At 70.2% G+C, this 12743-nt stretch carries 12 protein-coding genes and 1 pseudogene; 8 read left to right on the top strand and 5 right to left on the bottom strand.

Annotated features, from left to right (window positions below; genetic code table 11):
- The 4 genes and pseudogenes from CCN33_RS32510 to CCN33_RS31605 form a co-directional block, all read left to right on the top strand.
- Positions 1-260 (top strand): annotated as a pseudogene (locus tag CCN33_RS32510) (type VII secretion-associated serine protease mycosin); the annotation flags it as partial.
- 39 nt (positions 261-299) lie between these two features.
- Positions 300-716, top strand: a complete 417-nt coding sequence (locus CCN33_RS15230; protein ID WP_086694163.1) for a hypothetical protein — start codon at positions 300-302, stop codon at positions 714-716.
- A gap of 20 nt (positions 717-736) precedes the next feature.
- On the top strand, positions 737-3007 hold the full coding sequence (locus CCN33_RS15235; protein ID WP_086694164.1) for a DUF6571 family protein: 2271 nt from the start codon (positions 737-739) through the stop codon (positions 3005-3007).
- A 26-nt stretch (positions 3008-3033) separates the two neighbouring features.
- Positions 3034-3636 (top strand): hypothetical protein, encoded by a 603-nt coding sequence (locus tag CCN33_RS31605; protein WP_140394554.1) that lies wholly within the window; start codon positions 3034-3036, stop codon positions 3634-3636.
- Between the two features lie 126 nt (positions 3637-3762).
- On the opposite strand, the gene CCN33_RS15245 is transcribed toward CCN33_RS31605, so the two are convergent.
- Both CCN33_RS15245 and CCN33_RS15250 read right to left on the bottom strand, forming a co-directional pair.
- Positions 3763-4074, bottom strand: coding sequence for a WXG100 family type VII secretion target (locus tag CCN33_RS15245; RefSeq protein ID WP_086694166.1), 312 nt, complete (start codon positions 4072-4074; stop codon positions 3763-3765).
- Positions 4075-4106: 32 nt separating this feature from the next.
- Positions 4107-4445, bottom strand: a complete 339-nt coding sequence (locus tag CCN33_RS15250) for a WXG100 family type VII secretion target (protein WP_030816816.1) — start codon at positions 4443-4445, stop codon at positions 4107-4109.
- A gap of 292 nt (positions 4446-4737) precedes the next feature.
- Here CCN33_RS15250 and CCN33_RS15255 point away from each other — a divergent pair, with 292 nt between their 5' ends.
- Positions 4738-5067, top strand: a complete 330-nt coding sequence (locus CCN33_RS15255; RefSeq protein ID WP_086694167.1) for a DUF397 domain-containing protein — start codon at positions 4738-4740, stop codon at positions 5065-5067.
- 53 nt (positions 5068-5120) lie between these two features.
- Here the strand turns inward: CCN33_RS15255 and CCN33_RS15260 are convergent, their stop codons facing one another.
- The 3 genes from CCN33_RS15260 to eccB are packed head-to-tail and all read right to left on the bottom strand — an operon-like array spanning position 5121 to position 9387.
- Complete coding sequence (locus CCN33_RS15260; RefSeq protein WP_086694168.1) at positions 5121-6611, bottom strand: outer membrane protein assembly factor BamB family protein; 1491 nt, start codon at positions 6609-6611, stop codon at positions 5121-5123.
- Positions 6608-7834 carry a type VII secretion-associated serine protease mycosin gene (gene mycP, locus CCN33_RS15265; RefSeq protein ID WP_086694169.1) on the bottom strand — a complete coding sequence of 409 codons (1227 nt, stop codon included), beginning with the start codon at positions 7832-7834 and terminating at the stop codon, positions 6608-6610. Before mycP ends, CCN33_RS15260 begins: the two co-directional genes overlap by 4 nt.
- Before the next feature lie 29 nt (positions 7835-7863).
- Entirely contained in the window at positions 7864-9387 is a 1524-nt protein-coding gene (gene eccB / locus CCN33_RS15270; protein ID WP_086694170.1) for a type VII secretion protein EccB, read from the bottom strand.
- A 185-nt stretch (positions 9388-9572) separates the two neighbouring features.
- Between eccB and eccE the strand changes: the two genes are divergently transcribed.
- The 3 genes from eccE to CCN33_RS32515 form a co-directional block, all read left to right on the top strand.
- Complete coding sequence (gene eccE / locus CCN33_RS15275) at positions 9573-10907, top strand: type VII secretion protein EccE (protein WP_086694171.1); 1335 nt, start codon at positions 9573-9575, stop codon at positions 10905-10907.
- Positions 10904-11680 (top strand): hypothetical protein, encoded by a 777-nt coding sequence (locus CCN33_RS15280; RefSeq protein ID WP_086694172.1) that lies wholly within the window; start codon positions 10904-10906, stop codon positions 11678-11680. The genes eccE and CCN33_RS15280 overlap by 4 nt, the downstream gene beginning before the upstream one ends.
- Before the next feature lie 217 nt (positions 11681-11897).
- On the top strand, positions 11898-12743 hold an 846-nt coding region (locus tag CCN33_RS32515; protein ID WP_279628175.1), incomplete at its 3' end, for an SCO5717 family growth-regulating ATPase.

Genomic DNA, 12743 nt, shown 5'->3' on the forward strand with positions numbered 1-12743 from the left:
CCAAGTCCCCCTCCCCCAAGGCGCCGAAGCCAACGGCGCCCGCCAAGCACGAGAAGGCGGCGGCGGAGTCGAGTGAAGGTGGGAACGCCCTCCTGTGGACCGGCGTAGGGGTAGCGGCCGCGCTGCTGATCGGGGCGGTGGTCACGGTCGGTGTACTGCGGTCCCGGCGCCGGACGCCAATGGCACCGCCCCCGCCCGCCTATCCCCCGTACGTCCCGACCCCGTCGGACCCGCAGCACCGCACGGAGCAGAACCGGTGAGCGAGCCAGTGCCAACGGCTCCGGAGAGAGAAGACGTACATGTCGTTCGATGAGATGTGGGGCCAGGCGCGGACCACGGCGGCCGCCAGACAGCACAGCGGCATGCAGCTGAACCACGTCCCGGCGGACCCGGGTGGGACCGGCGAGGGAAAGAGGCTGGTCGCCGACGCCGGCTTCCTCCGTCACCGGGCGAAGAACGCCGACACCGCCCGCACCGAGTTCGTGAAGACGGACGACGCCGCGAGCAAGGAGACCGGTCAGGTGGCCGGCAGCCTGAAGGGCTTCAAGTCGGGCCCGGCGTTCACCACGTTCATGACGAGGTGGCGCGGCCAGGTCGACTACGTGGAGAACCTCCTGAAGAACGACGTCGCCGGCGCCCTTCGCACCAGCGCCAACGAGTACGCCGCCCGCGAGCAGCAAGAAAAGGCCCGCCACAGCAGGGAACGCCTGAAGTAACGGGCACGAACGGGGATCACATGCTGGACTACCACACCCTTCTCCACGCCGACTTCACCGAGTTGTCCGAGGCGGTGAACAAGTGGCGCAAGCTGCCGGAGGGCTTCAAGAAGGTCCACACGCAGTACTCCAACACGGTGGAGAAGGACCTGGAGGGCTCGGACTGGAAGGGCGAGGGCGCCACCGCGGCACTCGGCAAGGTGCGGTACGTCGGCAAGCAGATCACCGCCGCGGCGGACGAGGCCCAGGACGTCTACAAACTCCTGGACGACGCCCACGAGGTCCTCGCCGGCGCGCAGAAGAAGCTGAAGAACCTCACGCATGACATCGAGAGCGACAAGTACCTCTCGATCAAGCCGTCCGGCGAGGTGTACTTCGATCCGCCGGCGGACACCCCGACCGAGAACCTGGCCGCGCTGAACAAGGGCTACCAGGAGTCGCTCCAGGCGTACCGCAGCGGTATCCGTTCCGCGCTGGACACCGCCACGGAGGCCGACGAGACGTTGCACTGGGCGCTCACCCAGGATCACAACGGCCGTGGCAAGGGCTTCAATCCGAACACCTACGACAGCATCGCGGCGGCCAAGAAGGGGCGCGAGCAGGCGGACCGGGACCTGCGGGAACTGGAGAAGCTGACCGGCAAGCGGAGCAAGCTGGGGATGGCGTCCGCGCTGGACTCCCTCGACCCGGCCGAGCTGCGCCGGATCAACACCCTGCTCAGTCAGCACGAGGGCGATCCGTACTTCGCGGAGAAGTTCGCCACCCATCTCGGTGGCAAGGGCACGCTCGAACTCTGGACGCGGATCGCCGACCGGGTTCAGACGGGCGACGCCCAGACCAAGGCTTCCGCCGACATCCAGAAGTCCCTGAGTTTCACCCTCGCCACCGCGTCCCACGTCGACAGCCCCGCCATGGACCACTGGAAACGGGACGTCCTCGCCCAGGGCTCCCACCAGATCGACTACCTCGACATGGCCCGCGGCACGACCCAGAAGGGTCCCTTCGGGTTCCAGGTCATGAGCAGCCTGATGCGGTACGGCTCCTACGACCGCGAATTCCTCAACGACTACGGCCACAAGCTCATCTCCTACGAAAAGTCCCACAAGGACGACAAGCCGAACGAGTTGTGGCGGGCCGAGGGCGATCCATCGCCGTACCTGAACTTCGACTCGAAGAACGACCAGGGCGTCGACCCGATGGCGGGGTACATGGAGGCGCTGGGGCATAGCCCGGACGCCGCGAAGGATCTCTTCTACTCGAAGGACTGGGGCCACACGTCCAAGCCCGATCCCGATCTGAAATATCTCCTGGAGGATCGCGAGTGGGTGAACGGAAACCCCTTCGCCAAGGATCAGAAGGGTTACGGCTACGACGAACTCGGGCATGCCTTGGAAGCGGCAACCCTGGGAACTCCGTACGACGCCCCGGACGGCTCCTTGCACCGTGATGACAGGGCAGCGAACGTCATGGAGCAGGTGGCGCGCACTGTTTCGGAGCACAGCGACCTCATCCAACAAAAGCCCGGACTCAGTGACAGCTTGGCCCGGATGGGGGCCGGTTACATGGACGACCTCAACTGGTCCACGATGGACGAGGGCGGACGCGGATCGGCTCTCGGGAGCAGTCGCCTGTACCACCATGACGGCGTGGGCCACCTGAATCTTGGCTACACAACCGCAAGCCATTTCCTCTACAACGTCGCCCAGGACGAAGACGGCTACAAGATTCTTTCGTCCGCTCAGCAGGCATTCACCTTGGGCGCTCTGGACGCCTACCAAGATGCCCCTGAAGATGCGCAGAAGGTCGTCATGAACGGGGGATACGTTCACGGCGTCCTGGACGAAGCGCGCATCTCAGCTGTCGACAAACAGTACGGGGACGCCACCGACAAGATCAATGACAAGCTCGCTGAATCAGCGGAATGGAAGAAATTCGGCATCAGCCAAGGGGCAGGCCTGGCAACGGGCTTGATCCTGCTCCCTGTGGGAGGACCGGCTGTGTCGGCGGCCGCGGCTTTCGTGGTTCCCACTCTGGTGGAAGGAGCGGCCGGAGCGGCGGAAACCCAGTGGGGTATCGAGCTGGACCGAGAAACGAAGGAAAAAGAAGCGGACCTCTCTGACAAGAACAGGATGACGGCCAGCCGCTTCAGCGAACTCGGGACGACGCGGGCAGTCAAGCCGGCGCTGCTCTACATGCAGGAACACAAGGGACACGACTTCACTGAAGCCGTCTTGAACGCATACGACCGCGGGGCCAATGTGCAGGACCGCACGGACGGAGGTCGCCGATGACTCGATCTGGTGTGGTCGCGCTCGGTATGGCACTGATAGCACTTGCCTGCGCAGGATGTGGCGGCGGGGACGCGGAGCCTCGTGGAGAGGCGGCGCTGAAGAAGGCGTGTGAGGGGGTATTCGATGCCGCAACGATCAACGAGGCCCGGAAGAGTGAGGACTTCGACAGCCTTCACGTCGCCGGTGGGCCCAGGTCACATGCGGCGGCTGCAAAAAGCATGACAGAGAAGCGCCATGCCGCTTATGTATGCCTGCTCGACGACCAGAACTCTTCCAAATCGGAATCCGGAGCACTGTCGATCACATACAGCCCGAACCGAGGAAGGTTGTTCCCGGAGGACCAGAATCAAAGCTACAGCGCCTTCAAGGCGTACAAGCTCGGGAATGGCATGCAGGCCATTACCGAGTACGGGGGTGCCGATGTCTACTTCCAGTGCGAGTTGTCAGATCACCTCCGGCCCTTCTACGTAACGGGTTCCTTTCAGAGCGATCTGGACCTGAGCAGCCAGGCGAAGTTCCGCATCTTGTTCCAGTCCTCGCGCAAAATGGTCAAGCTCCTCAAATGCGAGAACGACATCAAGTTCCCCGACCCGGCAACAATGAAGTACCTGCCGCTCCAGAAGGACTAGCTCAGGGACCCCGAAGGCGGCCCTCGATGCGGTCTCCGGGGTCTACGGCCCCCCAGAGTTAGCTCTTTCGGGTGAAATGCCAAGGGGCGCCACGCATGTGCGTGGCGCCCCTTCCAAAGCCCCGGCTCAGCCCATCAGCATCCGGAACCGGGCCGCGTTCCCCTGGTCCGTGTCCTGGTAGCCGACGACCGAGTCGTCGAGGAGCTTGGCGATGCGGGCGAGCTTGTGGGTCATCTGGTCCATCTGCTCGCTGCTGTCGCGCTGGATCTCGGCGTAGGCGGTCTTCGCCTCGCCCTCCCAGGTCTCGGCGACGGCCTTCACGCGGCGCATGAGGGTCTCGAGCTGTTCGGACAGGTTCTTGGCCGTGCTGCGGACGTCGCTGGCGGCCTGGGTGACGGTGTCGTAATTGACTGCGGTGCGGTCTGCTGAGTAGCTCATGATGCGTTACTCCCTCGTGGATGCGGCGGAAATCAGGCGAGGTCCGTGATGCGGCTCTTGACCTCGTAGGAGTTGTCGACCTTGCGGATGTCGGAGATCCGCTCCTGCTCCTGGTCGGTGAAGCCGCCGACGCTCGCCCGCATCGCCTCCTCCAGGTCGACGAGGTCGTCCTGGAGCTTCTTGAGGTTCCTGTTCACACCCTGCTGGACGGTGTCGAACTCCTTGCCCGCCGCGCCCTTCCAGCCGGCCTGGATCATGTCGACGACCCGGTTGAGGGACGTCACGCGCTCGCTCACCGTGTGGTGGAAGTCCCGGATGTCGTTCGCGAGTCCGGTGAGCGCGTGTGCGCTGAGGTCAACGCCCGAAGCCATACGTTCTTGCCCTCCTCTTGCTGCGACGGTGACCTTCACCACCGCGACGGGTCCGCCGGAACCGACGTCCCGGCCCTCCTGGCGGGCAAGCCCTGCTGCGTGTTCACGCGCCGCGTGCCGCAGCGTCGCACCGCCCCCGTGCGGTACCACAGTCGTGGCACCCGGAGCCACTCTAGTCATTCCGGGTGGCCCTTCCAACTGCAAAGTCAACATACGGGAGTTCCGGCTCCCGGTACCGTGACGCCTACTGTCGGCACACAGCGTTGAAACGTGGGAAAGGGGTCGCCGCGTCATGACGGAGACGGCTGACGAGATGAAGGCGCGCAAGGACCGTGAGCGCGACGAGCTGTACGCCCTCGACATCTCCGGCGTCACCTGGCACTGCGCGCCCGGCGCCGAGGAGCACGAGGAGCGGGTGGAGATCGCGCACCTCCCCGACGGTGCCGTGGCCATGCGGTCCTCGCTCGAACCCGAGACCGTGCTGCGTTACACCGCGGCCGAGTGGCACGCCTTCGTACTCGGCGCCCGCGACGGGGAGTTCGACCTGACGCCCACCGAGCGCAACGGCGGCCTCATCGCCGTCGAGGAGACCGGGAGGGCGGTCGAGGCCGCTTCCGAGTAGGGGCACGAGCCGGGAGGGCTCACCGGGCCCTCCCCGTCGGCCGAACCGTCATCTCAGTGCTTCAGCCCCGCCGACCCCACGCCCAGAACCGAAAGCACCGGGCTCTTCGGCCGCTTGCCGTCACGTTCCATCTCGCGGGCCGCGAAGAAGACGTGCCCGTGCTCGTACACGATCTGCCCCTGCTCGGGGTCACTGAGCGCCCCCTCGTCGTCCTCCGGGACGTGGAAGAGGAGGTACGGGACCTCCCTGTCCGTACGGGAGTTCCACGCGACCACGGCGGCGGGCTGGACCTCGTCGATGCTGCGCCGGTAGAGGATGAGGTCGTCGCCGTCGGCGCGCAGCGGGACCACGTTCTGGAAGGGCCGTCCCTCGAACTTGCCTGCCGTGGTGCCCTTTTGGATGTCGAAGGCGACGACGCGGTTGGCCGGCTCGTCGATCTCGTCGCTCTCCTTGGACATGACGTACAGCCGGTCCCGGCCGACGACCAGGCCGGGGCACTTGTCGACCACGCCGAAGAACGGGCCGGAGAAGCCGGTGCTGCCGCACAGGGGCTCGTAGCCGCTCATGGAGATGGTGGCCCGTCGGCGGCCGTTGGTGCCGTCCAGGGTGATCAGGTCGGTGACGTCGATGTCCCCGGCCTCCACCGCGAGTACGGGCGGGTCGGCGGAGGGCAAGTAGACGCCCTGGACGCCCTTGGAGACCTGGTAGGTCCAGCGGGGCTTGCCGGTGCGGGCGTCGAGCTTCTGCACCCGGTAGGCGGCGTCGCCGGACTGGCCGCACTTGACCAGGGCGAGCAGCGCGCGCCCGCCCGCGTACCCCTGGTCCTGGCAGGCGCCGGTGGAGGTGTTCCACAGCTTCTTGCCGCTCGCCATGTCGTACGCGACCGAGCCGTGGCCCCACGCGATGGCCACGACGCCCTTGGTGAGCGCCAGGTCGGTGTTGGTGACGTAGGCGAAGTCGGCGCCGGGCATCTTGCGCTGCCACAGCTTCTTGCCGGTGTCGAGGTCGACGAACACGACCTGGTCGCAGATGCCCTTGCCGGCCGCGGCGCCGGGGTGGGGCGGCTGGATGACGACGGCGGTGCGGTGATCGGCCGTCATGTCCCGGCTGACGGCGCAGATGTGGCCGTCGAGCTTCAGGGACCAGGCGGTGCCGTCCTGACCGGGGTCGATCCGGTAGCCCTCCAGGCGGCTGGCCACCCCGCGTACGGCGAGCTTGTCGGTGGCCCAGAGACCGGGGCCGTAGCGAGTGGCGGCGGTGAGATCTCCCTCGTTGTGCTGGACGGCCGGTTCGCCCTCGGGGGAGGCGGGGGCCGTCTCGTGCGTCTCGCGCACCTCGTCCAGCGCCTGCTTCACCGTCGCCGCGCTGTTCGCGTCGTCCGCGGCCCCGGCGGACGGCCACAGCGCCACCGCCCCGGCGACGAGGGCGGCGGCCGCCACCACGGCGGCCGCTCCGCCGAGCAGGCGTCCGCGGCGTCTGGCCCGAGTCCTGTCCGCGGACCGGGCGGACTCGGTGTAGAGGGACGGAGGTGGGCCGAAGCTCACGCTGCGGGGTCCTTTCGGCGGCGGCGCAGGTCGCGCGTGACGATGGCGGTGCCCGCTATGACGGCGACGAGGACGACGGCGATGCCGAGCGCGTAGGTCGCGTAGCGGCGGTCGCGCTCCTCGGGGGACTCGGCCAGCGAGAAAGGCGCCACGTCGGGCAGGGGGGCCTTGGACAGGCCGGGGTCGGGTGTCGGGCTGGCCGGTGCGGCGGCGAGGTCGGAGTCCTGGACGGCACGTACGGGGTCGACGACGCCCCAGCCGACGAAGTTGTCGTGGCCGTTGACCGAGCGTTCGGCGGTCTGCTCGATGCGGGTGACGATCTGGGCCGGGCTCCAGTCGCTGTGCTTCTCCTTGAGGAGCGCGGCGACCCCCGCGACGAAGGGCGCCGAGAAGCTGGTGCCGTTGTCGGTGCACTGGCCGCCACCGGGGACGGTGGACAGGATGTCCACGCCGGGCGCGGCGACGCCGACGAAGGAGCCCGCCTGGGAGAAGGGGGCGCGTTCGTTGTTGCGGTCCGAGGAGGCGACGGCGAGGACCCCCGGGAAGGCGGCCGGGTAGGTGTTCTTGACCTTGCCGTCGAGGCCGTCGTTGCCCGCGGAGGCGACCACCACGACCCCGTGCGCGAGGGCCCGGCGTACGGCCTCGGCGAGGGCGGAGGTGCCGGAGAGCGGCTTGGTGGTGTCCTGGGAGATGTTGATGACACCGGCGCCCTTGGCCACCGCGTGGTCGATCGCCCTGGCCATCGAGTCGGAGTCGCCGCTGTTCCGCGCGTCGTTCTGCCGGATCGGGATGATGGTGGCGTTGGGGGCGAGCCCGACGAACCCGGTGCCCGCGCGGGGGCGGGCCGCGATGATCCCGGCGACCTTGGTGCCGTGGCCGACCTGGTCGTCGGTGGGGTCGGCGCCCTTGCCCTTGGTCAGGAAGTCGCGGCCGAGCCCCTTGTCGACGGCCGGGGCGAGCTGGGGATTCCTGGTGTCGACGCCGGTGTCGATGACGGCCACCCGGACGCCCTTGCCCTTGTCGGTCCCGCGCCACAGCTCGTCCAGCAGCACGCGTTGGAGGGACCAGGGCGTGCCCTTGACGGTCTTGGCGGGGTAGGTGCACTCGCCGCTGCCGTCCAGGTGGAGGGCGGGCGCGGGCGGGGCGGTGCCGAGGGTGGTCAGCAGTACGGCGGCGGTCAGCAGGGTTGCCTTCGCGGGCAGCACTCCTACGGCGCTCCTCATCGTGTTGTCGTCGCGTGGGAGGTGCGCGCTCACGAACCCTGCGGCTGGCGGGCGCCGTTGGTGTCGAGGCGGGGTCCCTTGGCGAGCAGTTCGGACCAGTCGGCGGGCACCTTCGCGGGCCGGACGTTCTCGTAGCCGAGCTTGACCTGGGCCTCGCTGGGCTCGGGAGTGCCGTCGGCGGGCTTCTTGGCCTGCGCGCCGATGTCGGAGGTGCGGCTGTCGCTGTCCCCGTTGTTCTGGACGGCGTAGCGCAGGCCGGTGTCGGTGACCAGGAAGAGGCCGCCCGCGGTGGTCGCGGTGCCCTGGCTCTGGGTGTAGAGCAGCCCGGTGCCGGGGGTGACGTAGGTGCTGGTGCCGTCGGCGGTGATCTCGGCCGGGTAGTCCTTGCCGGCCCAGGTGCTGAGGGTGGTGGTGTTGTCGCCGGAGACCTCGCGGAGCACGCTGCACACGGTGTCGCGGCCGGAGGTGGAGTCGGCCGCGTTGACCCGGACGGCCTGCTGCTGGGGCCAGTCGGCGGGCTGTCCGGCGAAGGGGGTGGGGTCGGCGGTGAAGTCCTGGAGCCCGACGCTGCGGGCCTGGCTGTTCATGTTGAGCTTGCCGGTCTGGGGCGAGGTGATGAGCAGCCAGGCGGTGAAGTCGCTGACGGGCTGCACCTTGCCGGGCAGCACCACGTAGTGCTTGGTGCCCTCGCCGGTCTCGGTCCGCAGGACCATGCCGACCCTGTTCTCCTCCTGGGAGAGCTGGCCGGGCACCCCGGCGGGGGCGCCGACGTTCGCGGGGAGTCGCGGGAAGCGGATGGGGGTGCCCTGGTGGAGGGTGGCGAGCCATTCCTTGGTGACCGTCTGGGGCTGCCGGGTGCCGACGAGGGCGTTGGTCAGCAGGTCGTTCTCCGTGCCGGTGAGGGCGTACGCGGTGCCGTGGGCGTCGACGAGGTAGCGGGCGCCGGTGCGGGTCCTGACGTAGAGGACGTCACCGCCGTGGAGGCGGCCGGCGCCGTCCGTCCTGGGGGCGTCCCGCGCGGCGAGGACGAAGGTGGCCTGCTGGACGGTCTCGCCCTTGCCGCCCGGCTGTTCGCACACGGCCCAGCGCTTGGCGGTGCCCGCGTCGGCGGCGGCGGGGAGGCGGTCGGGGGCGTAGGGGATGCCGAGGATGGGGCCGCGCGACAGCTTGCCGGAGTCGAGGATCTTGTCGCTGACCTGGATGACCTGGTAGCCGGCGTCGTTCATCAGCAGGCGGGCGGAGGCGAGGTTGAGTACCGGGTGCAGGCGGGTGGTCCTGCCCGTCTTGAGCACGACGTACCGGGTGGTGGACTGCTTGCCGACGATGACGCGGGTGCCGGGCTCGTCCCAGCCGGAGGGGGCGGTGGGCTGGAACATGCCCCAGGCGCCGAACACGGCCAGCGTCAGCGCGCCCGCGACCAGGGTCGGTACGACGGCACGCAGCGGCTTGGGGGCGCCTTCCTCGGTACCGGACGGCGACGGCTGGAGGAAGGCCGCGAGGGTGCGCCTCTTCGCAAACGTGTAGGCGTTGAGTTCATCCCGCCGTGATGCCATAAGTGCCTGCTTCTCCCCGTTGTCGCAGTGGCGGGCACCGGTCCCGCGCCGCGATGTCAGACCGGCCCTCTACTATGCATGGTGGCCGCCGGTGCTGGTGGAGCGGGTAGGGTACCGGGGCCTTCGAGGGGCCCGAATGGGATGCCGGGGCCTGTGAGTTGTGAGTGATACGGGGGGATTCGGTGATGGCTTCCGTTACGCGGTCGCGCTTGCGGGGCCGGGCGCGGGCCGAAGAGCCTCGCGCACCCGAGCCGGAGTCGGGCGGCGCCCCGGCCGGCACGCCGCCGTCAGCCACCCCTTCCGGGACCCACTTCCGTACGACGGGTGCGCAGGTCGGATCGTTTCGCCTGCAACGGCTCGTGCTGCTGGAGCTGGCCGTCGCCGTCCTGGTCGTGGGCTGGGTGCTCTCACCGTTCGCGCTGATGCCCGCGGGGCTGGTCGCGCTGGCGCTGGTGCTACTGGCGGTGGTGCGCCGCCGAGGCCGCACGCTGCCCGAATGGCTGCTCACCGCACGAGCGTTGAGGGCGCGTCAACAACGCGCCAGGAACACCCCCGTACCGCCGGGCACGGAGCCCGCGCTGGTGCCCGCGCTCGAGTGCGAGCCCGCGCTGCGGACCTACTCTTACGGGGGACGCGACCGGAGGCCGGTCGGCATGGTGGGTGACGGCACGTTCCTCACCGCCGTGCTCCAGGTGGAGGCCGACGCGACGGCACTGCGCGCCGACCGCAACCGCCAGCCGCTGCCCCTCGCCCTGGTGCGGGACGCCCTGGAGGTCGACGGCATCCGGCTGGAGTCCGCCCAGGTGGTGCTGCACACCCAGCCCGCCCCGGCGCTGCACCTCCCCCAGCAGTCGGTCGCCGTCGCCAACTACCTGCCGCTGCAGGAGCAGACGGGCGCTCCGGCCGTCCGGATCACCTGGATCGCGCTGAAGCTCGACCCCGAGCTGTGCGCGGAGGCCGTTGCGGCGCGCGGGGGCGGGCTCGCGGGGGCGCAGAAGTGCGTGGCGCGGGTCGCGGACCATCTGGCGAGCCGGCTGACGGGCGCGGGCATGCGCGCGACCATCCTCGACGAGGAGGAGCTGATCGGCGCGCTCGCCACCTCCGCCTCCGCCAACCCGCTGGTCACGGCCGAGGCCGGGCGCGGTGAGCGGCGCGAGCGGCGCACCGAGGAGTCCGGGCGCGGCTGGCGCTGCGACAACCGCCGGCACACCACGTACTGGATACGGCGCTGGCCCCGGCTGGGCGGTGAACGGGGCGAGACGCTCCCCCAGTTCGTCGCGCTGGTCACGGCGACCCCGGCGCTGGCCACCACGTTCAGCCTCACGCTCGCCCGGGCGGAGCGGCAGGAGGTCGCGCTGACCGGTCATCTGCGGGTGACGGGACGCAGCGACGACGAACTCGTGGCCGCGCGCCGCTCGCTGGAGGGCGCCGCCCGGCACGCCGGTGCGGGGCTGGTCCGACTGGACCGTGAGCAACTGCCGGGCATGCTGGCCACGTTGCCGTTGGGAGGCGCGCGATGACGAGCACACGGGCGACCACCGCCCCGGAAGCGCCCACGCGCGCGGGGTCCGGTCTGCGCCGGGCCGGGGAGCGGCTGCGGCAGGGGTTCGGGCTGCTCGGCCCCCGGCACGGCAGGCACCTCCTGCCCGCCGCCGAACTGGACGCGCTCGCGCTGCCCATCGGGGACGACGGAGTGGTGGCCGGCGTGGACACCGAGGGGCGTCCGGCGGTGCTGGGCGTCAACCGGCCGACTCCGTACGACGTGGTGCTGATCGGCGGCCTGTGGACGGCGCAGGTGCTTGCGCTGCGCACGGCGGCCACGGGCGCGCGGGTCGCGGTGGAGACCGGCCGGCCGCAGGCGTGGATGCAGATGGTGCACGCCATGGGCGGCGGTCAGAACGGCCTGTCGGTGTACGAGGTGGGCCGGGTGCCCCCGCAGGGCGCGTCCGCGGGCACGCCGGTGCTGGTGGTGCGGGACTGCGGGATGCGGCCGCCGCGCGGACGGGTGGCGGCGGGGCCCTGGCAGTCGGTGGTGACGCTGCTGCCGTATCTCTCCCCGGTCGCACCCCGGTTGCTGCGTCAGGCGCGGCTCACCGGCATCCAGCGGGTCTCGCCGGACGAGGCGGCCGAACTGGGGCGCACGATGGGGCTGTCGCGGACCGAGGTCGAGTCGCTGCCTGGGCTTCCCGACGGGGTCACCCTGTGGTGCACCGACCGGGACCGGCAGTACGTGCTGACGCAGCCCACCGACGCCGAGGTCGGACTGCTGGGCAACCCGCGCCGGATGGACTGAACCGACCTTTCCCGCCCGCTTTGTTCGTGTTGTGAGCGTTCCGGGTGTGAACCGGGCCTGCCGTGGTGGGGCTCGTGGTGATTAGGCTGGGAGCGGGCGCGATGCCGAAACCTGTGGACGGGCGCCGTCCCTGGGGGGAGCACCGGTGGACCGGGCTGTCACACGGCCCGGTTGCGCCGGCACGCGATGAAAGTGCTCGACCACACCAGGAGGAACTGTGAGCAGCGATCGGGACGGTATGCGCGGGGGCTGGGCCACACCCGACGACGACCAGCCCGACGCGGAGGCGGCCGTCGAGAACACGGGCGAGTTCACCATCGACTACGCGCCACCCGCCTGGTACACGCAGAACGCGTCGTCCTCCAGTGGTGCGGCGGGTGACGGTACGCGTGGTTCCGGTACGCCCGGTGCGGCGCCGGTACCGCCGTTTCCGTCGACGCCGCCGGCGCCCGGTGCGCCGTTCGCGCCGCCCGCCCCGGCGTCGGGGCCCGTTGCGCCGCACACTCCGCCGGCGCCGCCCGTACCGCCGACCGGCAACCCGGTTCCGGCGGCGCCGCTGCCCGCAGGGTTCGAGGCGCAGCAGACCGAGAGCGCTTCGACGCCCGCCGACCCGGGCCCCGAGCCGGAGAACGGGGACCTGGAGAGCGGCGCCACCATGCGCTTCTCCGCCGGCGCGCTGAAGCGGGAGATCGCGGAGCGCGAGGCGGCGGCCGCGGTTTCCGACTCCGCCGGCGAGCACGCCGAGGACACGGAGGGTTCGCAGGCCGCCGACGCGGCAGAGGACGGCGACGACCGGCCGAGTGTCGCCGCAGCCGAGCCGGAAGCCGCACCCGCACCCGCACCCGAGGACCACGCGGCATCAGGCGAGGCGGAGTCCCCCGAGGATCATCTCGACGAGCCTGCCGACGACGACGCCGAGCAGGACGCCGCCGAGGACTCCGCACCGGAGGGCGATGCCTCCGTGACCGAAGCCCCGGAAGCCGAAGGCGAGGGCGAGGAAGCCCCGGAGGCACCGGCCGCCGAGGCCGCTGCCGACGCACCCGCCGCCTGGACGCCCCCGCCC

The organism is Streptomyces recifensis, from assembly GCF_002154615.1.
Classification (GTDB): Bacteria; Actinomycetota; Actinomycetes; order Streptomycetales; family Streptomycetaceae; genus Streptomyces; species Streptomyces griseoluteus.